This is a genomic window from Reinekea thalattae (assembly GCF_008041945.1).
Classification (GTDB): Bacteria; Pseudomonadota; Gammaproteobacteria; order Pseudomonadales; family Natronospirillaceae; genus Reinekea; species Reinekea thalattae.
In genome coordinates this window covers 2,191,419-2,212,573 of sequence record NZ_VKAD01000001.1, presented here as the reverse complement: position 1 = coordinate 2,212,573, position 21,155 = coordinate 2,191,419, and the positions used below count along the sequence as shown (strand labels likewise).

Sequence of the window (21,155 nt, the reverse complement as noted above, 5' to 3'; positions counted from 1 at the left end):
ATTTGCTTAACAACAGAGTTATCTCGCTTAGAACGATCAGCGACCAGAAAATACTCAGCAGTCATTTCATTAGCTCCAGTGAAAAACGTCTGTCATCAAACTCCATACTTCGAGCTTGGTGCGTTATAAACAGGTAGGTGGAATATGTCTTTTTTGCGCTCGTCTAACAAAGTCATTCAGGAACTGAACAGCTTTATCGATACCATTGAGTTCGATAACCCTCAAGCTCCGCTAGATGAACCGACAATTAAAAGTAGTGAGCCACACTTTCGGCTTTCGCAAAAACTATTTAACCGATTGAGTCATTGCCGTAGTCAGATGGCAGAATTAAAGTCCGATCTGGAACAAAGTCAGGCGACAAATCAGCAGTTAGAAAATCAACTCAGTCAGCTAACCGAACAGCTGACGCAAAGCCAACAACAATTCAATCAGTTAAATGAGCTGCACTTAAAACAACAAAGTGAATACGCGGAATTAGAAACAGAGCTAGAACATACGTTACAAAATCAAGCGGCATGGCAATTAGCACAGGCAGTAATTTCCGAAGGCTATTGGGATTTAAAAGTTGCCGATGGCGACCCTGACAGTGAGCAAAGTGTTATTACTTGGTCGGATAAATTTAGAGAGCTCATCGGCTATAGCAAAGAGGAATTTCCCGACGGCTGGGACAGTTATTTTGCCGTTGCTCACCCAGACGACTTAGACGCGACGATGGCAGCCTTTAATGAATTAATGGAAAGCACTGACCCAAATTTTCAATACGTTACAAACTATCGAATGAAACATAAAAACGGTGACTACATTTGGTTTAGAGAATGCGGCGCTTGCTTACGCGATGAAGACGGCACGCTATTAAGAGTTGTTGGCGGAGCCCGAAACATCGCCGCCGAAAAAGCCGCTGAAGAAGCAGAGAAAAAAGAGTTTTTGCAGCTGCAAACTAACTACAAACAAATTTCACAAATCGTTGAGGTGATCACCAAAATTTCTGGTAACACCAACTTGCTAGCATTAAATGCTGCCATTGAAGCTGCCCGCGCTGGTGAAGTTGGTCGAGGTTTTGCCGTGGTTGCTAACGAAGTCAAACAGCTAGCAAATCAAACCCAAGAAGCAACCCAACAAATTCAAGAAATGGTCGACAACAACCAAGCCCTATTAGAAAAAAAGAAATCCTAACTTAAGCAGACTAAACTGTAAGGTTGTTAAACTGTCAATATTTAGACCTTAGCTGACCAGTGCAATCATGCTCTGGCCAGCTAGTCTAACCACTCTACTAAAAACTATAGAGCGCCGGTAAAGTATTGCGCTTCACCGTGAGCAAAGCTCCAATCATGACGAGTGTTAGTAAAGAACGACATCATTAAATCTGTGCCTTTAACACCGCATTTTTGCTCTAACTCTTCGGCCAAGGTTTTCATAAACTCTAGCTTCTGTTCTTCGGCTCTTGGGCTGGTAAAAATACGCAGCATAATTAAATCTTTAGTGCGCTCAAAACCTAGGCCAGTATCTTCAAAAATCATATTGGCAGGCTTGTGCTCATAAACGATCTGGTAACGATCGCGCTCAGGTACTTTAAACACATCCAAAACGGCCTGATGCGTAACATCCAAAATCGCTTTCATTTCAGCTTCGCTGCGTCCTTCAATTACATCAAATTGCATAAGTGGCATGGTGTATTTCCTCATTTTTCGGTGGATTAAGTTTTTTATCGGTTAAAAAGCATTTTGGCAACGAATTAGCTAAACAAAAAGCGCCGTTACAAAACTTATTGTTTATAATATTAAACAATCTAACAACTATTAGGTCACAAAGCCTTATGACCCCCAATTTATGGACCCACCTGCATTGGCTTACCGTGCTAGAAGAACAGCAGAGCTTCACCCGCGCTGCCGAACGGCTAGAGGTGAGCAAATCGGCTGTCAGCCTAAAGATTAAAGAGCTAGAAGAGCTTGCCGGTGTCGCCCTAGTGCAACGTACCACTCGTAATGTACGGCTAACCGACGCCGCCAAAGAGTTGGTGCGCGAACTCAAACAGCCTTTTGCCAATATCGAACAGAGCTTTCGTACCATTCGCGACAGCGACGGGCCTGTCAGCGGCGTTGTCCGCGTTACCGCTCCAGTGGCGTTTAGCCGCCAACACCTAGTACCGAAGATCAGTGAATTTTTAAAACTCTACCCTGAGATCCGAGTGCAGCTCGTGGCAACCGACCAAATTGTCTCACTGGCCAGCGATGGTTTTGATCTTGCCATTCGTCATAGCGATTCCATTCCAGAAACCGCCGTCGCCAGCGTGCTTTGCAATACTCGTTCGCTGCTGGTTGCCTCTCCCAACTACCTAAGCAAGCGAGGCATTCCATTAACGCCTCGTCAGCTAGAAGAGCACCATTGCATCTACTATCCGCGCGGTACTCAAGAACCTGTGTGGACTTTCAATCATGACTCACATGCCAGTGAATCGGTGCAAGTGCTCGGAATTTTTGCCGCCAATAACAGTGAAGTTATGCGTGACGCCGCCATTAATCATCTAGGCATTGCCATGCTTCCGGACTTCAGCGTGCAGCAAGCCATTAATCAAGGCCTATTATTTGAAGTGTTACCGGATTGGCACATTCAAAACGAATTCGCTGATACTATCTCTATCGTTCGGCCCTATGCTGAAAAAGTTCCTCGTCCCGTATTGGAGCTTTACCGCTGGCTAAAGAATAAATTTTCTGAACACTAAGCAACCAGAATGCGGACTATTAAATAAACCATCTGTCAGCTAAAGTAAGCTGCTTTAAAACTAAGGACACTACCCATGGAATTTGGAATCATTATTGCCATTGTTTTGGCTATCTTAATTATCACCACCTTAAGTCGGTTGATCAGAATTGTGCCGCAAAACGAAGCCTTTATCGTACAGCGACTTGGTAAATACTCTCATACCATCGAAGCGGGTATTCACATCCTAGTACCTTTTATTGATCGTGTTGCCTACAAGCACTCGCTAAAAGAATTCGCGATCGATGTGCCATCTCAACAGGCGATTACAAAAGATAACGTCTCGCTTGGAATTGACGGCGTACTTTATTTAAAAGTAATGGACCCTAAACGCGCATCCTATGGCGTTGCTAACTTACAGTTTGCCATTACTCAGTTGGCTCAAACCAGTATGCGTGCCGAAATCGGTAAGCTATCACTTGATGAAACATTCGAGTCTCGTGAACACATTAACGGCAACATCACCGCAGCTATCGACGCCGCATCGGAAGCTTGGGGTACCAAGGTGCTTCGTTACGAAGTTAAAGATATTTCACCACCATCATCTATTCTTGATGAAATGGAAAAACAAATGGGTGCTGAACGTGAACGTCGCGTTGCAGTAACCACCTCTGAAGGTTACCGAGTCGCTCAAACCAATGAAGCCGAAGGTGATAAGCAGGCAAAAATTTTACGTGCTCAGGGTGAAGCAGAGGCTGTTTTAATTGAAGCAAGAGCGCGTGCTGAATCGATTTCAGTCATCGCCGAAGCAATCAAAAACGGTGGTGACTCAGCGGTTGCTCAGCAGCTATCTGAACAGTACATCAATGCTTTCGCTAATCTAGCTAAAGAAGGCACCGTGACGTTAATCCCAACGGACAGCTCGGATGTATCGAGCGTTGTTAGTAAAGCATTCACCGCCTTTGACTCACTTAAGAAAAACATGGAAAGCCGCTAGATGCTGCCTTTTCTATTTTTTATCGTCACGGCCTGTGTGCTCATCATTACTGAGTTAGTTGTCTTTAACTTGAGTATTTTTTGGCTACTGTTTATCGGCCTTGGAGCATTAATCACTGCATTGGCTAGCTGGATCATCCCAGATATCAGCTGGTTATCTGCGGTGAGTATTTTCATTATTGCGACAATGTTGGTTTCGACCTTTTTATACCTGCCTCTTAAGCGGTGGCAAACCAACCCAAAGGGTATAAAGGGTAATAATGTTCTTGGCCAAACGGCTAAAGTCATCACGCCAATCGAAGCCAATGGCGAAGGTAAAGCTATCTGGTCTGGAACGACCTGGCAGGCGAAACTTTCTGCTGACTCCAAGCCATTAAACGAAGGCGATATCGCAACCATTGTTGCTGTAGAAGGTATTGTTATTACGCTAAAAAATAATAGCTAAGCGGCTGTTATTTTTCTGCAATAAACAATTAAAAGGCGCCCGTAACACATTGCGGGCGCTTTCATCATCTAATAAAAAATCATGAGATTATTTTTTGCATTAAGCTTTGATAGCGCGACAAAAAAACGCATTACGCCGTTTCGCGACTGGGTGATTAAAGAAGCCGACAAAGGGCAATTTACTCGTGATGCAAACTATCATTTAACGCTGGAGTTTCTCGGCGAAATCAGTGATGAAAAAGTACCAGCGCTGATCGAGATTATTCATCAGTTAGGCCCAGCACCAGCAGAGCTTAGAGTTAATCGCATCGATGCATTCGAAAAACGCAACAAGCAGATCCTTTGGTTGGGCATTGAGCACAACCACCCATTGATGACGCTACAAACGCAATTGATACAACGATTACAACAGGCGGGTTTTGAAACTCAAGACAGACCTTACCGACCACACATAACGCTCGGTCGTCGCATTGTGCTAAACAAACCGCTCGATGCATTTCAGTTTGCTGACTTTACTATTCCGGTTCGCGCCATTGCTTTAATTGAAAGTAGACCTGAAGACGATCAGGTCATCTATGAAGCTAAACTAGATAGCGATGTTTAATTAACAGCACCGCTAAGAGATGGCTTCCACCAGCCAGGCTTTTAACTCTAACAGTTCGCTTTGTTGTTGTGGGTACATTGCCACGATATCATCTAGACAAGCTGCGACCGCCTTCGGCTCGTACGGCACGCCAATCAGTTTTTGCCCAAGCGCTTCTAGCGGCTCAGGATACAAACTGTCGGTAAAAATTTTCGCGTCAGTAATCACGGCTTTTTTAGCATCTAGGTGACACTCAACTCCGCCCCAAACAAAACGCTCATCCAAGCTGTGGGTAAACTGCGGCGAGTTGCCGTAGTTCCATTCCCAGCTTTTTTGTTTTTCAAATTTTTCTGCGAAATTCGGTAAGTCAGGGAAAGCATCAGGTGAGATAAATTCGACTTCCGGCTGTACGTCGTAATATTCGCAATAGGCTTGTGAGATCGCATCACAGACTTGCTGATGATCAATACCAGAAACGATTTGATCGAGATTGGTCACCCTCGCACGTACCGAGGTAATGCCTTTAGACTGCAATTTTTTAGGGTCTGGATTTAAGTAGTTTGCTAACCGGCTGAGGTCGGCGCTGAGCAACAAAGTACCATGATGAAAACCACGATCCGGCGTTTCTCGATAAGCAGAGCCAGAGAATTTTTTCATGTTCTCATCATCACCGACCACTAAATCATTTCGGCCCGTTGCTCGGCCTTCAATACCCAACAGCTTTAAACCCTGCAATACAATATCGGTAGAGATCTCTTTATTGTATTCCGGCTTACCGGCCATAAAGGTGAAGTTGGTGTTGCCTAGATCATGGAAAACCGCACCGCCACCACTTTGCCGACGAGCTAAATAAACCTCATCCTGTTCCATCTTTTTGATATTGCATTCTTTCCACGGATTCTGCGCACGACCAATAACCACGGTATCGGCATTTCGCCACAAAAAAAGTACACGCTGATCTGCCGACATTGAGCGAAAAATGCAATCTTCCACCGCCAAGTTAAAAGCAGGGTCATGAGAGTTAGAAATTAGAATACGGCTGGTCATAATATCGTTCCAATCAAATACCAATAAAAAAATACCGCGACCAATAATTTAGTTAAAATTACAGTATCGCGGCATGATTAAATCTCTTGTTTAATTACATAACGGCTTGTTGAGCGGCTAAAAAACTAAACCGATCTTGCCCAAACATCGCGCAAACCAATGGTTTTATTAAACACCAGACTGTCACTGTTAGAGTCGTATCGGTCGGCAACAAAATAGCCTTCACGTTCAAACTGAAAGCGCTGCTCCGGCTGTGCATCTTTTAAACTGGCTTCGACATAGCAGCCTTCTAAAACTTCCAGCGATGTAGGATTGATATGGTCCATAAAATCCATATCGCCTTTATCCGGTGTTTCGTGGTTAAACAATCGATCATAAATACGCACGGTTGCAGGCACCGCATGTTTCACCGATACCCACTGAATGACACCGCGAGGTTTAATGCCTTCGATGTTTTCACCAATGGAACCGTCAACCACACTGGCCTGAATTTCGGTAATGTTGCCCTGCTCATCTTTGCTAAAACTTTCAGCTTTAATGATGTAAGCACCACGCAAGCGAACATAATCGCCCGGCACTAAGCGCTTGAATTTTTTACGCGACAGGCTGCTGTCTTCGTTAAAGTCAGCCTGATCGATATAGATTTCATTGCTGAACGGAATTTCACGCTCACCGAGTTCTTCTTTTTGCGGATGAACCGGCTGAGTGACGATTTGTTCGTGATCGCTCGGTAAATTTGTAAAGACCACTTTCAACGGCTTGAGCACAGCCATTGCTCGCGGCGCGTTGTCGTTTAGATCATCACGAATGGCGGCGTCGAGCATGGATAAATCCACCACTGTACCGGCAGCTCTTGAGATACCTGATGATTCAATAAAGTTGCGAATCGCTTGCGCTGTTACACCGCGGCGACGTAAACCCGATATGGTTGGCATACGAGGATCATCCCAGCCGTTAACAACCTTTTCATCAACAAGTTTTTTCAGCTTACGCTTACTGGTAACAGTATAATTTAGGTTAAGGCGAGCAAACTCAATCTGCCGTGGCTTAGAAGGTACCGGAAGGTTTTCAATGAACCAGTTATAAAGCGGCCGGTGATCTTCAAATTCTAACGAGCAAAGTGAATGCGTTACGCCTTCAACCGCATCGCCTTGGCCGTGGGCAAAATCGTAACTCGGGTAGATACACCATTTATCACCGGTCTGGTGATGGGTAACTTTACGAATGCGATAAATAATAGGGTCACGTAAATTCAGGTTTGGCGAAGCCATATCAATTTTGGCTCGCAAACTACAGCTGCCCTCATCGAAGTCGCCGTTTTTCATTTTTTCAAACAGCTCTAAGTTTTCTTCAACGCTGCGTTCGCGATACGGGCTGTTTTTACCCGGCTCGGTCAGACTACCACGATAGCTGCGAATTTCTTCGGCGTTTAAATCACAGACATAAGCCAATCCGTTTTTGATCAGGTGAACGGCCCATTCATAGAGAGTATCAAAGTAGTTAGAGGTAAACTTAACCTCTCCGGCCCAATCAAAGCCTAACCATTTAACGTCTTCTTTAATGGCGTCAATATAGGCCTGCTCTTCTTTTTCTGGATTGGTATCGTCAAAGCGAAGGTTAGTTTGACCTTGGAATTCTTGCGCTAACCCGAAGTTGATACAAATAGCCTTAGCGTGGCCAATGTGTAGATAACCATTCGGTTCTGGCGGGAAGCGCGTGACAATTGTCTCGTGCTTACCTTCTTTGAGATCATTATCGATGATCGTGCGCAGAAAGTTAGAGGCAGCTTCAGTCATTTAAGGGTTCTCTTCCAAGGTTAGTTCAAAGCCTTGCAGTATACCCTGTCAGGCCCTGATAAACAGCGACTATCGCAAAGATTTCGTCGCAACCGAGCAGCGAAAGCAATTTCCTGATAGCTATCCGATTATTTCGCGTATGCGATCGGTAAATGCACAGCCATTGAACAATTACTCTCAACGACCGCCTTACACTATCAATCTGAATTTAGGTTAGCCGGGCAGCGCCAATCATCAGCCCTCGATAGCGCTGCTGAATACTCTGAACTTAGAATGGAGGTGCCGACAGATGTTCATCAAGCCTTACCTTGCTTTAATTTGCATAAGCCTTTTGCTATCGCTGAGCAGTTGCATAATGGTGCCGCACGAGCCGGTCGTTATTAAGCCTGCACCAGTGGTGATTAAGGCCAAACCTCGACGAGTGGTCGCCGCACCAGTGCGGCGGATCACTCCCGTAACAAGAGTGCATTCTCCAGCCGTCATCTATATCGATCATGACCATTGGCGCGCAGAGGCAGATGTTATCCAAGAACAAGTGGATTTAGGCGCTAACTTTAACGACCATTACCGCGTTGTCGCACTCAGCTGCGGTTCCGGCTGTATCGACAATCTGGTTATCGATGTAGACAGTGGTGAAATAATCGAAGAACTCAACGCCTGTGGCGCTGCGGAATTTTCACTAAACAGCAATATTATTCATGTACCAACGCGTTCTCAGCCAAGCGGCCAATGTGAACTAATATCTTATCAGCTCGATGGAGCAGCACTGAACGAAGCGTCTACGCAATAACGGAGCCTGTTCAATTATTGCTGGCTTAAAGTATCGAGCAACACGACCATTTCTTGGTCCGTGCCAATGCTGATCCTTAAATAATTACCTATTCTTGGTTTATCTCCAAAATAGCGAACCAAGATGCCTTTATGCTTTAAGGCTAGATAAAGAGCTTCGGCGGGCTGATCGGGATGAGTTACAAAAATAAAGTTACTTGCCGAGGGGACAACGTCAAAGCCTAACGCTTCCATCTGTTGAATCGTTTGCTGACGAGTACTAATCAACTGCGAGGTTATCAACTTTAAATAATCATCATCTTTTACTGCTTCAGTAGCACCAGCTAAGGCAATTCTATCGATAGGATAAGAATTGAAGGAATTCTTTAACCTTTCTAAGCCTTCTATTAAATGTGCCTGCCCTAGTGCATAGCCAACTCGAATACCCGCCAACGATCGAGATTTAGATAACGTTTGTACCACCAGTAAATTGGGATATTTATCGATTAAGCTCACTGCGCTATCTGCGCCAAAATCAATGTAAGCTTCATCAACCAGAACAACGACATCAGCGTTTGCCTTTAGAATTGTCTCAACAGCTTTTAATGATAATGCTTTGCCAGTCGGCGCATTTGGATTAGCAATGACTATGCCCGCTACTTCTAAACCTTGGTAATCTTTAGGATCAATATCGAGCGATTCAGTCAACGGAACCAGTTTCGGCTCAATATCATAGAGCTTTGCGTACACTTGATAAAAACTGTAGGTAATATCTGCAAAGGCTAACGACCTGCCATCGGTAAAATAACCTTGAAATGCCAGAGCCAAAACTTCATCCGACCCATTACCAACAAATACCTGATCAGGCTTTAAGCCATAATTTTCAGCTAATGCGTTTTTTAACCTCGAGCCATTTGGGTCCGGGTATAATCGTAAGTCAGCATTTACCTCAGCCTGCATCGCTGAAATAGCCTTTGGGGATGGCGGGTAAGGATTTTCATTGGTATTTAATTTTATATACTTTTTATCCTGCGGTTGTTCCCCTGGAATATACGGATTTAAAGATTTTATTTTTTCAGTCCAAAAGCTGCTCATACAAAGCCTCACTAATATGGTTATAGCAGACCAACTATAATCATTTATTCAATACAAAAATATGGTCAAAAAGATCATAGTCAGGAGGCCATTGCTTTTAGATAATCTGTATTGCGCTTAAACATTATTCATCGGCTCACAATCCTAAAGCTTCAAGATATGAACCAATTCTTAGAATCGCAATAAACATTCATTTAAGCTGAACCTATTGAGTTAACGCCCGCCTCGTGGTGCTATTGTGGCCGTGAGACCCTTTTTTAACCTATAGAGAAGTTATGATGAAGCATCAACTAAGCCTAACGTCGCTATTGCTTACGGCTACAATGGCAAGCACGGCCTTTGCTAAACCTGCAGAAGTTTATATCCAGCCCATCGCCAGTCACTTCCCAACCATTGAGTTAAACGTCAATGTTCGGGACGCCGAAGGCACTCCTATTCAAGGCCTAACCGAGGCGGATTTTTCGCTGATCGAAGACCTGAACGGTGTCTCCATTTCTTCGTTTGAAGAGATCGTTACAGAAGGCAGCACTAACAATAAGGTCGATGTTGTTTTTGTCTTTGACGATACCGGCAGTATGGCTGATGAAATCGAAGCACTAAAAAACAAAACCATCGAATTTGCCAACATCATCCAATCCAGCGGTTTTGATTTTAACTTGGGTTTAATTAGCTACAAAGATGAAATCTATAAGCCTTATCGAGTGACTGATAATGCCGCCACCTTTAAAAGCTGGGTTTCAGATTTGGTCGCAGCTGGCGGTGACGATGAACCAGAGAATGCACTCGATGCCATCTACAATGCAGCCAACCAATCTTTTCGCGAAGACGCTGAGAAAATCTTCATCCTTATTACCGATGCAACCTTTCAAGCCAGCAACAGCCACACTCCTTTGACTATGCATGATGTCATCGCTGAGCTGAAAGAGCACGACATTCGCTTTCACGCGGTTGGCCCAAACATCGACCAATATAAAGTAATGACCGCAGAACTTAACGGCACCTATTACGATAAAGACTCCGGTCAATTTAATCGTATTATCACGCAGATAGCCGGCGGCAGTTCTAACAACTATCGTTTAACCTTTGCCTCTGAGCGCCCAGACAATGACTTCACTTGGCGCGCAATTGAATTGCTGATTTCTGGTTACGAAGTGAAAAACAATGTCACACAATATCAAGCGCCTAGCTGGGTTACAGCGTCGAGTCGAAAAGACGCGCTAGCCGGATCAAACAGCCAATACTCGCCACACTTTGTTGTTGATGGTATTGCCAGTACCGCTTGGGTTGAAGGTGTCAGTGGTTCAGGCGAAGGGGAATGGCTGGCGCTGAATTTTGCTGAACCTGAACTGGTGAGTCGCTTCGAAATTAATGCCGGTGATGGCGTAACATTGCCAAGCACTGTTGGCATCAAAGTTAATGGCGAAAGCGCCAGACGTTTCAAAGTAGATACTGATGGCAAAAAAATTAGCGGCAGCTTTGAAACTGACCTAGAAGTTTCTGAATTTAAAATCGTTATTGAATCTTCCAGCGGCAGCGAGACTGGTTTTGGCGATATTGTTTTACTCGGTGGTAAGCCAGAAAAAGTTATTGCACCGATTGCAGCAGCTCGAGAAGAGCGCTTATCGGTTAGCATCGCTTTAGACTTAAATAAAAAAGGCGAAGCGCTTTATCATGAGAAAAAATACGATGACGCTATCTATTACTACAAAGAAGCCATCGCTAAGCGTCCAAGCTTTGCGCAAGCCTACAGCAACTTAGGCCTCGCTTATCAGCGTGTTAACGATTACCCGAATGCTATTTGGGCAAACCGTAAAGCCATTGCTCTAGCCAGAGGCAATACAAAAAATGTTGTCAGCGCCAGTTCGTACTACAACATTGCTCGAATTTTTGAAGCGCAAAACAAGCATGAAGAAGCGCTACAGAATTTTTATTGGGCAAAATCGTTCCGATCTCACAGCGCTTATGACAATGGCATTGCTCGTATGAAAGCGGAATTGGGACTATAAAATGCGCAACCAAGTTCGATTATTGGCATTAATAGTCGGTTTATTTAGTGGTTGTTATAGTTATTTTTTCGGTGCCGTTGCGTTTGCAGCGGGGCCGGAAAAAATAGCCTATTTCGATCGAGCTATTTGGCCTCAAACGATCGATAGCAACGCGGTGTTTAACACCGCATCCCGCTATGAAATTTATCATTTTGCACTGGCTTTCAACGCTTTAGACCGTGAAGACGCGGACAGCATTGCTGAATTTACCGGTATTGAAAATACCAATCTTGAGTCTCTGGCGCGCTGGTCAGAATTGACCGAGCAACGTTTGGTAGCCGCCTATAACGCAAGCTGCGCAGACGAGTGCAACCAAGTGGACAGCACAGCTGACATTCTCACAGCCATGCAACCACAGTACGCCAAGCTCGACGCACGTTACGACGCCTGGAAGGTTCAATCCTTAGCCTTTCATCAGCGTTACCTGTATGAGCAAGTTAGATTGGCGGTACTGTTCCCTCGTATCAGCAGCGAAATATTAAGTTTTAACGATAGCGAAATCAGCGGCTTTGAGTTTAACGATTTGGAGTTTGCATTAAGTTTTGATGACGGGCCAAGTCTCGATAAAACCACAGAAAAAGTTACCGAAACCCTCAACAATCATGACCTTTCTGCGGTATTTTTTCTGCTGGGTGAACGTTTGGAACTGCACGGCCGTGACAATATAAAACAGCTTTATGATCAGCAATGCGTTGCCTCGCATGGCTATATTCATAAGGCACATCCAAGGTTGGAAGACTGGAAAAACTCAGTTGATAAAACCGCAGCGTTGCTCGATAAAAACTTTCAGTTAAACGGCACCAGTACGCCTTTTCGACCACCCTATGGTCAGCGTAACGAGGACATGCTGAGTTATTTATCAACCGCACACGGCAGTAAAAATATACTTTGGAATATCGACAGCCAGGATTGGAATCGTTCGATCAGCGCACAAGATGAAGCCAGCCGGGTGATTACGCTAATGTTGTTATGGCGCAAAGGTTTTATTCTGTTCCACGATTTATACGATAAAAACCTGTACGTCATTAATCAGCTCAGCGACGTTGCCAATGTTACCGACGCGTACTTTAGTGACTGCTCACGTTATGCGCCCAAAATCAGCCTAGACTAACAGCTTAAGTGAGCCTCAAAAGGCTCACTGTTTTGGTTTATTGCGGCTAACGCTCACTTTTTATCGACATCTAAAAATTTATAGATAACTAAAAATCGATTCGGCCTTTGTTATAAGCAATGCGGTTTTCTTGTTTGGTGCGCTCACTTTTTTTGATCAACACATACAAGGCACCGACGCCACCGTGATGTTTTTGCGCGCTGTGAAAGGCCAATACTTCTGGAATTTGCTTCAGCCAAGTATTAGTACAGGATTTTAGAAAGGCTTTTGGCTCACTCGACTCACCCTTGCCGTGCAAGATAATGGCAGAGCGAATATCGTATTTCCGGCAATCTTTAATAAATTGAAAAACCTCTTCTCGCGCTTGCTTCATGCGTTTTTGATGCAAATCCAAGCGGGCATCAATGGCGTATTGACCGCGCTTAAGGTTACGAAACACGCCTAAAGACACGCCTTCACTGCGGTATTCCAGCACATCAAGCGGATGCACCAGATCGATCATCTCTTCGGTGAGATGATTTTGTGAGCCTTGCTCAACCTTTACTGCCATTTGCCTTCGATGAATCAACGAAGGCTGCTGAACCTTGGGCGCAGACAGATCAACTTTTTGCTTTGCTTTAAGCGGTTCGACACCCTTCATTTCTTTCATGAAGTCGTCGAATTCATCATCTTCAATCATAAATCACCTATTTCACCAGACGATAATAACCAAAAGATAGCGACAATTGTCGAGTATTTTAATCTAATCTAAAGGGTGTAAACGTGCAGTAAAAGGCTTAGCCAATAGCTTGGGAATGATCAAAATAGCCTCCAAGATGCATGACTATTGATGACAACAAGAGACCGAGAGACCTTATGAGCACACACAGTATCCTATTGATCGACGACGATAGAGACCTAGCAGAACTGCTAAGTGAATACCTTTCTGTTGAAGGCTACCGCTTAGAAGCCGCTCATTCAGGTGAAGAAGGCATTGATAAAATCAACAACCACCATTACGACTTGGTGCTGTTAGATGTGATGATGCCGGGCATCGACGGCTTTGAAACCCTTAAGCGTATTCGCCAGAACTCCATTGTTCCGGTATTGATGCTGACCGCCAAAGGCGAAGAAACAGATCGCATTTTAGGTTTAGAGCTAGGCGCAGACGACTATCTAGCCAAGCCTTACAGCCACCGTGAGCTGTTGGCACGCATTAAAGCACTGATTCGTCGAATTGAACTGGATCGCTCGACACAAAGTAACGACGGCGGCATTTTGGCCTGCAATGGTGTCGAATTAAACTTTGATACCTATCGCGTTTATTGCGATGGGGAGCACATCCCTATGACCACCAGCGAATTCAAAGTATTACGCGTACTGATGTCTCGTGCTGGCAAGGCGGTACCGAAAGAAGATTTATACCTAGAAGTTCTAGGGCGCGAAATTATGGCTTACGACCGTTCAATTGACATGCACGTCAGTAACGTTCGTCGAAAATTGGGCGGCTCATCTGAGCAATCCAAAATTCAAACTATTCGCGGCGTCGGCTACCTGTTTGTTGATCCAAACCATTAATCACAAGCAATCTAAGCGACTGGCTCTAGCACCAGTCGTTCATAGCTAGCAATCGTTCGTTAAATCCTGTTGCTGGGCAAGTTAGTTAACGTGCCCAGCTTCACCATCGAAACCACGAGGGTTTTTCATGGCGCTCAAAAAGCTCAACCCTCTGGGCTCAATTTTCGGAAAAATTTGGCTCAGTTTTTGGCTTTCACTTATTCTTATTGTTACGGCGGCTTACATTGTTTCGGTGCAGCAATCGCTAGAATACAGCATTGAAACGCCATCATCCGAGCACATCGAAATTCTCAACACCATGCAACTGCCAACTGTCGATTTCCGCAGTGAGGATTACAGCAAGCTGGCGCAAACTCTAGCCGAGTTTAATTCCACCTCAGCCTATCAATGGTATCTGGTCGACAATAATTACCGCATGTTGGGTGCGCCTCAACCGCCGAAACGAATTTTAGTCATGCTGTCAGAAATGATGGAAGGCGAAGGCATGCACATCGGCCAATGGGATAACGAAAACTGGCTAGGACCTATCCCAATCACCATTAACGGCATGAGTTTTCTGCTGTTCTTACGCGGTGTTCCGCCACTAAAACCAACCAGTCTGCCTTATTGGCTCGATAACCAATGGATGCAAGTGACGCTGGCGTTGTTAATTTCTGGCTTAATGAGTCTACTGTTGACCTGGTCACTGGTACGCCCAATCGAGAAACTTGGGCAATCGGTTCGTGGCTTGGCCAAAGGTGATCTGGGTTCGCGAGCCGGTGTCAGTGTTTCGCGGCGGCAAGATGAAATCGGTGAACTAGGTCGTGACTTCGACGACATGGCAGACCGTATTGAAGCGCTGGTTTCGGCTCAGCATCGACTACTGAGTAACGTCAGTCATGAGCTGCGTTCACCACTCACCCGACTGCAAGTCGCGATGGGCATTGTGCGACAAAAAGCCCCCGAAGGACTGGATCGAGCACTGGATCGAATTGAGCGCGAAAGCGATCGACTAGAACATATGATTTCAGAAATTCTCAAGCTCAGCCGTTTTGAAAACGAATTACAGCACATCGACCGGCAGCCCTTAGAGGTCGACGACATTCTACGCAAGGTCGTTGAAGACGCTCGCTTTGAAGCCGAACCGCGCAACATCACCATTAACGACACCCTATTGAACGATCTGTTAATGAATGCCGACCCACAAATGCTGCACAGTACATTCGATAACGTGCTGCGTAACGCCATTCGCTTTACTCCTGAAAATGGAAGTATTGATGTCACCATGCAACAGGCAGGTAATGTATTGACTGTAACTATTGCAGATCAGGGCCCGGGAGTTCCAGAAGATAAACTTGAGCGGTTGTTCGACCCCTTCTATCGGCTGGACCAAACCAATTCTGGTGCTGGGCTCGGTTTAAACATTGCGCTACAGGCAGTGCAATTGCACGGTGGTACCATTCGCGCCGACAACAATAGCCCCAGCGGTTTAATCGTGGAAATACAGTTACCTCTGCAACTGCGACTTGGCTAACGCGGCGTCTGTCGCCACTGGAGAACGAGTTATGACCCCAGCTTGCCGATTTTTAAAGCAACACAACGTCAACTTTAGCGTTCATCATTACCAAACCGATTTCAACGCCAACCATGACAATTACGGCCAAGCGGTCGCGGAAGAATTAGAGGTCGAAGCTAACCGACTTTTTAAAACGCTGATCATTTGCTTAAATGGCAATGCAAAATCGCTGGCGGTTTGCATTGCTCCAAGCTCGGAGACTGTGAATCTAAAACAGGCGGCTAAATGTTTTAATGCCAAAAGCGCGACCATGGCCGATGCAGAGATCGCACAAAAAACCACTGGCTATGTTATTGGCGGCATCAGCCCTTTTGGCCAACGCAAAGTACTGCCAACTGCAGTCGATGAAAGCTGTACCAACTTTGAAACTATCTACACCAGCGGCGGCAAGCGCGGCCTACAAATTGAGTTTCCAACCTCGGCGTTAATGTCATTGCTGAACGCCAACGTCTTTCCGCTATGCGATTAGCGCGCCATTCAAACGCTATCAATAGATTGCTATGGAGACTGAATCACCTATCATGAGAGCTATCGCTATTATAGGGATCTTCGTCTAGTGCAACGTGCCGACCGTTTTATCAGCAACCTCACCAAAGATACTTACGCCCTAATTTTAGCCGGCGGACGAGGTAGCCGACTGCATGAATTAACCGCTTGGCGTGCGAAACCAGCGGTCTACTTTGGCGGTAAGTACCGCATCGTTGACTTCCCATTATCCAATTGCATCAATTCTGGAATTCGCCGCATTGGTGTTGCAACGCAATACAAATCGCATTCGCTGATTCGCCACATTCAACGCGGTTGGGGCCACTTTAAAGCAGACACTTCGGAGTTTGTTGATATTCTACCGGCATCGCAACGCGTCGGTGATGACTGGTACATCGGCACGGCCGATGCGGTACGACAAAACCTCGATATTATCCGCACCGAAAATACCCGTTATGTTTTGATACTGTCTGGCGATCATGTCTATCGCATGGATTATGGTTTAATGATTGCCGACCATGTTGCCAGCGGCGCTGATATGACCATCAGCTGCTTAGAAACATCGGTACAGGAAGCGGCCAATAATTTTGGCGTAGTCTGCATTGATGGCGATAATCAAGTCACCGATTTCGAAGAAAAACCAAGCCAGCCAAAGCCGCTGCCTGATAACGCCGAGCGCTGCCTTGCGTCGATGGGCAACTACGTTTTCAGTACCGAATTTTTATTTGAGCAATTAGAGCGCGACAGTGTCGATAGCCTCTCAAGTCACGATTTTGGTAACGACATCATTCCGTCGATCATCAAAAACCATCGCGTTGCCGCTCATATTTTTAAAGACCCAAACAGCAACACTCAACCCTATTGGCAGGACATCGGCACCTTAGATGCATTCTGGCAAGCCAACATGGAGCTGGTATCGCCAACGCCTTCACTCAACCTATACGATAAAGAATGGCCGATCTGGACCTTTCAAGAACAATTACCTCCGGCGAAATTTGTCTTCAATGATGACAGTCGTCGAGGCATGGCTGTCGACTCAGCCGTCTCTGGCGGCTGTATTATTTCTGGCGCCTCAGTGGTTAACTCGTTGCTGTATTCTAACGTGCACCTGCATTCTCACAGTTACGTCGAACATTCGGTGTTGCTGCCGGATGTCGACGTTGCTGAACACTGCAGATTAAATCGGGTGATTATCGATAGTCGCTGCCGAATACCGCAAGGTATGGCAATAGGCTACGACCAAGAACTGGACCGTAGCCGAGGTTTCCGCATCACAGACCAAGGTATTACTCTGGTGACAAAAGATATGTTGGCAAAACTATAAGAACAGCTAGCCGACTAATAGAACTCACCAGCACTGGCAGAAGTATTAATCACACTGAGCGTTTTAACGCCTTCGCTGGTTGCTAGTAACAATACATCGGCTGGTCGCTGCGCAAACAAACCGTTAGTAACTACACCAACAATGGCGTTGAGTTCGGCTTCAAATTGTTTAGCTTCGGTAATTTTAAGACCATGAACATCCAAAATATCGTTGCCGTTATCAGTCACAACGCCTTCGCGGTAAATCGGTTGGCCACCTAATTTCACCAACTTACGCGCCACGGCTGCACGCGCCATAGGAATAACTTCGACCGGCAATGCAAAGCCACCTAAGACTTCAACAGCCTTCGATTCATCTGCAATGCAAACAAAAGATTTAGCGATAGAGGCGACTATTTTTTCGCGCGTTAAGGCACCGCCGCCGCCTTTAATCAACTCGAGCTGCTTATTCACTTCGTCGGCACCGTCGACGTACACCGTTAAGGATTCGACTTCGTTCATATCAAACACGTCGATGTGATGCTGCTTTAGCCGTTCTGCAGTTGCTTCACTACTGGCCACCGCACCTTTAAATTGGCCTTGGTATTGGGCTAATGCGTCAATAAAATAATTCGCCGTCGAACCAGTACCTACACCGATAATGGCGTCGGACTGAATTTCTGGTTTGATATAATCCAGTGCTGCCTGAGCCACTTGCTGCTTTAATTCGTCTTGAGTCATATGCGTCACCCCTTGCTGAGCGCGCATTATAATAATTTGTCGGACTTTTCACAGTTATTGCGTAATTAAAGTGCGAGCAAGCAGCTTAACGCTTGGGCGTTAGCTCAGTTTTACGTACACTGTAACGTTAATTATTTACTGCTTCGCACGGATAAACACCATCACACCCAATAAGGGGTCTTCATGTTAGAGAAATACGTAAAAAAAATTCTGAACGCCAAAGTCTATAACGCCGCTATCGAAACGCCATTGGATATGGCAACTTCATTGAGCAGCCGAATTGGTAATCAGATTTTAATTAAGCGTGAAGACTTACAGCCGGTGTTTTCCTTTAAGTTGCGTGGCGCTTACAACATGATCGCGCAACTCACTCAGGCACAGCGCGATGCAGGTATCATTTGCGCCTCGGCTGGCAATCATGCCCAAGGCGTCGCCTACGCAGCCAAGCTGATGAAAATAAAAGCAACCATCGTTATGCCGGTAACGACGCCTGGCATTAAAGTCAGTTCCGTGCGTGCACGTGGCGGCAAGGTAGTGCTACACGGAGATTCGTTCGACGAAGCGCTAGCTCATGCATGCGAACTGCAAGAGCAGCAAGGGCTTACCTTTGTTCACCCTTACGATGCACCCGATGTCATCGCAGGTCAGGGCACCATTGCGCGAGAAATCTTACACCAATACAACCCTGATGAAATCGACGCCATCTTTATTCCAGTTGGCGGCGGCGGCCTCGCAGCTGGTATATCCGCCTACATAAAATATTTACGCCCAGAAATAAAAATCATCGCCGTTGAATACGAAGAAAGCGCCTGCTTAGCGGCTGCGATGCAAGCCAGCAAACGCGTAACCTTAAAAGAAGTCGGCCTCTTTGCCGACGGTATAGCCGTGGCACAAATTGGCAAAGAAACCTTTAAGGTTCTTAAAGACCATGTCGACGAAGTCATCACCGTCAGCGCCGATGAGATCTGCGCCGGCATCAAGGATATTTTTGACGACACTCGCTCCGTTGCTGAACCTGCCGGTGCTGCTGGCATTGCCGGACTGAAAAAATACGTCGAGAAATACCAATTAAAAGATAAAACGCTGGTGACTATATGCTCAGGCGCCAACATCAACTTCGATCGCTTGCGTTATGTCGCCGAGCGAGCAGAAGTTGGCGAAAACAATGAGGCGATCTTCTCTGTCTCTATTCCAGAAAAACCGGGGTCTTTTAAGCGTTTTATATCGCATATCGGCAAGCGCCAAATCACCGAGTTCAACTACCGCTACAACGATGCCGAAATCGCCAGAATCTTTGTCGGTATTAAGGTCAATGGCGATGAAGAGCGAGAGGCATTGCTAAAGCGCTTCCAAGAAGATCAGTACGATGTTTTAGATCTCACAAAAAACGAAGTCGCAAAGATGCACGTTCGTCATATGGTTGGTGGCCATTCTGATGGCGTGCAAAACGAACAATTGCTGCGCTTCGAATTTCCCGAACGTCCTGGAGCTCTGTTGCGATTCTTAAACGCACTCGGCGACCAATGGAACATCAGCCTGTTTCATTACCGCAACCACGGTGCTGCTTATGGTCGTGTACTTACCGGTGTTCAGGTGCCAAAAGACGAAGTGAAAGACTTTCACGCCAAGTTAGACGAGCTGGGCTACCCCTATTGGGATGAGTCCAACAACCCTGTTTATGAGGCGTTTTTAAACTAAGGGGCACTTTTAATGCTTTGTGAAAAAGGTGGCAACTGCCACCTTTTTAGTCCTATTTTTAGCCTTATCATAAGCTAGATGATTTTTTGGTGGGCTTCAATATGCCCTGTAATTGACTCCACAGCACACCATTCATCGTCGGTAAAGTCCGCAAAGCGGCTCATACCGGAAATGTTGCGATATAGGCTTTCATACAGCTCGTTAACATTACAAGAATCATGCTTAAGGTCTTCTGCAAAATAACTAAAAGTTGTCACGCCTTGATCAATATTTCGTTCTTTTGCTGAGGCAATAAGAAATATTAGATTCTCAATGATTTCTGCTTTCACAAAGCTAATATTAAAGTGCAAAAACATATTAACTCTAAAATCCAACCCTATTGATTTCGACAACTCTAATACAGTATCAATTTTGTCTTGCTTACAAATAAAGCCAAAATATTCATCACTGCCTTGGTCCCATAGAATAAATCGATACCCATTTTTTACTAACCAACTGTCATATTCACATAGCGCACTTTCAATGGAGTGAGCATAATCCGTCAACGTTGTCGGTTTAAAATTACCAACTATTCCATGTGCACTGAGAACTGCATTTGTCTGTGGCTCAACTTCATCAATATCCTTCCAATCAATACGAATAGCAAGCCGCCCTTTACTCTCCTTAATCTCCATAAGGTGCTCGATTAAGAACCACTCAAAATCGAATTCAGGATCATAAGCATCCTCTCCATACAAAGTGCAAAAATAAGCCTCATCATCAAATAAAACGGTCTCTCGGATTGATTCAGCAACGGTATAGTCAACTAATCGAATACTTTCTGTACTCAATATATCCATGAGCTCGATGCCATCACGCAATTGTTTTTTACGATTGATCAACGCCGTTTTTTGATTAGAACGCTGAATAAAGAGATATATTGGATACCAAATAGGGCTTAAGGCTAAGCCCAATAATACCAATACAGCTGTTTTGATAATAACAAGGGCAACTCTTAATAGCCCCCAACTAAACACTGGGATGAACTTTAAAACGGTCCAAATGAAAAGTGGGAAGATTTGCACTAACGACCAAATCATTTTTGCTATGTGTTTCACCATCACGAGAGGAATGACATACGCAATAATTAAAATAGCGATTATTATTGCAATTGGCTGTTGTTTTTTGGACACCTAAAGATCACCGAATTTAGACAGATACTAAAATAATAAGCCCACTTATTGATCTTTAAAAT

At 45.1% G+C, this 21,155-nt stretch carries 20 protein-coding genes; 13 read left to right on the top strand and 7 right to left on the bottom strand.

Going from position 1 to position 21,155, the window contains the following annotated elements; all coding sequences use genetic code 11:
* The first annotated feature begins 144 nt into the window (after positions 1-144).
* Positions 145-1,173 carry a methyl-accepting chemotaxis protein gene (locus FME95_RS13775; protein WP_222709933.1) on the top strand — a complete coding sequence of 343 codons (1,029 nt, stop codon included), beginning with the start codon at positions 145-147 and terminating at the stop codon, positions 1,171-1,173.
* A 104-nt stretch (positions 1,174-1,277) separates the two neighbouring features.
* On the opposite strand, the gene FME95_RS10145 is transcribed toward FME95_RS13775, so the two are convergent.
* Positions 1,278-1,667 carry a tautomerase family protein gene (locus FME95_RS10145; RefSeq protein ID WP_147714268.1) on the bottom strand — a complete coding sequence of 130 codons (390 nt, stop codon included), beginning with the start codon at positions 1,665-1,667 and terminating at the stop codon, positions 1,278-1,280.
* Positions 1,668-1,813: 146 nt separating this feature from the next.
* On the opposite strand from FME95_RS10145, the gene FME95_RS10140 reads away from it, so the two are divergent.
* From FME95_RS10140 to thpR, 4 genes are all read left to right on the top strand, one after another.
* On the top strand, positions 1,814-2,719 hold the full coding sequence (locus tag FME95_RS10140) for a LysR family transcriptional regulator (RefSeq protein WP_147714267.1): 906 nt from the start codon (positions 1,814-1,816) through the stop codon (positions 2,717-2,719).
* Between the two features lie 75 nt (positions 2,720-2,794).
* Positions 2,795-3,694, top strand: coding sequence for an SPFH domain-containing protein (locus FME95_RS10135; RefSeq protein WP_147714266.1), 900 nt, complete (start codon positions 2,795-2,797; stop codon positions 3,692-3,694).
* Positions 3,695-4,138, top strand: coding sequence for an NfeD family protein (locus tag FME95_RS10130; RefSeq protein WP_147714265.1), 444 nt, complete (start codon positions 3,695-3,697; stop codon positions 4,136-4,138). It abuts the gene before it with no gap.
* 81 nt (positions 4,139-4,219) lie between these two features.
* A complete protein-coding gene (gene thpR / locus FME95_RS10125; protein WP_147714264.1) occupies positions 4,220-4,741 on the top strand; it encodes an RNA 2',3'-cyclic phosphodiesterase in 522 nt (173 codons plus the stop codon).
* A gap of 12 nt (positions 4,742-4,753) precedes the next feature.
* On the opposite strand, the gene lplA is transcribed toward thpR, so the two are convergent.
* Entirely contained in the window at positions 4,754-5,767 is a 1,014-nt protein-coding gene (gene lplA, locus FME95_RS10120; RefSeq protein ID WP_281289407.1) for a lipoate--protein ligase, read from the bottom strand.
* A gap of 125 nt (positions 5,768-5,892) precedes the next feature.
* Complete coding sequence (locus FME95_RS10115) at positions 5,893-7,563, bottom strand: glutamine--tRNA ligase/YqeY domain fusion protein (protein ID WP_147714263.1); 1,671 nt, start codon at positions 7,561-7,563, stop codon at positions 5,893-5,895.
* A 289-nt stretch (positions 7,564-7,852) separates the two neighbouring features.
* On the opposite strand from FME95_RS10115, the gene FME95_RS10110 reads away from it, so the two are divergent.
* Positions 7,853-8,353, top strand: coding sequence for a hypothetical protein (locus FME95_RS10110; protein WP_187265498.1), 501 nt, complete (start codon positions 7,853-7,855; stop codon positions 8,351-8,353).
* Positions 8,354-8,367: 14 nt separating this feature from the next.
* On the opposite strand, the gene hisC is transcribed toward FME95_RS10110, so the two are convergent.
* Positions 8,368-9,426: a histidinol-phosphate transaminase gene (gene hisC, locus FME95_RS10105; RefSeq protein ID WP_147714261.1), complete on the bottom strand. Its 1,059-nt coding sequence runs from the start codon at positions 9,424-9,426 to the stop codon at positions 8,368-8,370.
* 275 nt (positions 9,427-9,701) lie between these two features.
* Between hisC and FME95_RS10100 the strand changes: the two genes are divergently transcribed.
* A complete protein-coding gene (locus FME95_RS10100; RefSeq protein WP_147714260.1) occupies positions 9,702-11,432 on the top strand; it encodes a tetratricopeptide repeat protein in 1,731 nt (576 codons plus the stop codon).
* Between the two features lies 1 nt (position 11,433).
* Positions 11,434-12,582 carry a polysaccharide deacetylase family protein gene (locus FME95_RS10095; protein ID WP_147714259.1) on the top strand — a complete coding sequence of 383 codons (1,149 nt, stop codon included), beginning with the start codon at positions 11,434-11,436 and terminating at the stop codon, positions 12,580-12,582.
* 88 nt (positions 12,583-12,670) lie between these two features.
* Here the strand turns inward: FME95_RS10095 and smrA are convergent, their stop codons facing one another.
* Positions 12,671-13,261 (bottom strand): DNA endonuclease SmrA, encoded by a 591-nt coding sequence (gene smrA / locus FME95_RS10090; protein WP_147714258.1) that lies wholly within the window; start codon positions 13,259-13,261, stop codon positions 12,671-12,673.
* A 176-nt stretch (positions 13,262-13,437) separates the two neighbouring features.
* On the opposite strand from smrA, the gene FME95_RS10085 reads away from it, so the two are divergent.
* The 4 genes from FME95_RS10085 (at position 13,438) to glgC (ending at position 17,504) form a co-directional block, all read left to right on the top strand.
* The gene (locus FME95_RS10085; RefSeq protein WP_147714257.1) at positions 13,438-14,139 is read left to right on the top strand and encodes a response regulator transcription factor; all 702 of its coding nucleotides are present in this window, start codon (positions 13,438-13,440) and stop codon (positions 14,137-14,139) included.
* A gap of 127 nt (positions 14,140-14,266) precedes the next feature.
* Positions 14,267-15,652, top strand: a complete 1,386-nt coding sequence (locus FME95_RS10080) for an ATP-binding protein (protein ID WP_147714256.1) — start codon at positions 14,267-14,269, stop codon at positions 15,650-15,652.
* A gap of 31 nt (positions 15,653-15,683) precedes the next feature.
* Positions 15,684-16,163, top strand: coding sequence for a Cys-tRNA(Pro) deacylase (ybaK, locus tag FME95_RS10075; protein ID WP_147714255.1), 480 nt, complete (start codon positions 15,684-15,686; stop codon positions 16,161-16,163).
* An 87-nt stretch (positions 16,164-16,250) separates the two neighbouring features.
* Positions 16,251-17,504 carry a glucose-1-phosphate adenylyltransferase gene (gene glgC, locus FME95_RS10070; RefSeq protein WP_222709932.1) on the top strand — a complete coding sequence of 418 codons (1,254 nt, stop codon included), beginning with the start codon at positions 16,251-16,253 and terminating at the stop codon, positions 17,502-17,504.
* 14 nt (positions 17,505-17,518) lie between these two features.
* Here the strand turns inward: glgC and rpiA are convergent, their stop codons facing one another.
* Positions 17,519-18,223, bottom strand: a complete 705-nt coding sequence (rpiA, locus tag FME95_RS10065) for a ribose-5-phosphate isomerase RpiA (protein ID WP_147714253.1) — start codon at positions 18,221-18,223, stop codon at positions 17,519-17,521.
* A 183-nt stretch (positions 18,224-18,406) separates the two neighbouring features.
* Between rpiA and ilvA the strand changes: the two genes are divergently transcribed.
* Complete coding sequence (gene ilvA / locus FME95_RS10060) at positions 18,407-19,921, top strand: threonine ammonia-lyase, biosynthetic (RefSeq protein ID WP_147714252.1); 1,515 nt, start codon at positions 18,407-18,409, stop codon at positions 19,919-19,921.
* Positions 19,922-19,995: 74 nt separating this feature from the next.
* Here the strand turns inward: ilvA and FME95_RS10055 are convergent, their stop codons facing one another.
* On the bottom strand, positions 19,996-21,093 hold the full coding sequence (locus tag FME95_RS10055; RefSeq protein ID WP_147714251.1) for a DUF6630 family protein: 1,098 nt from the start codon (positions 21,091-21,093) through the stop codon (positions 19,996-19,998).
* Between the last annotated feature and the right edge of the window lie 62 nt (positions 21,094-21,155).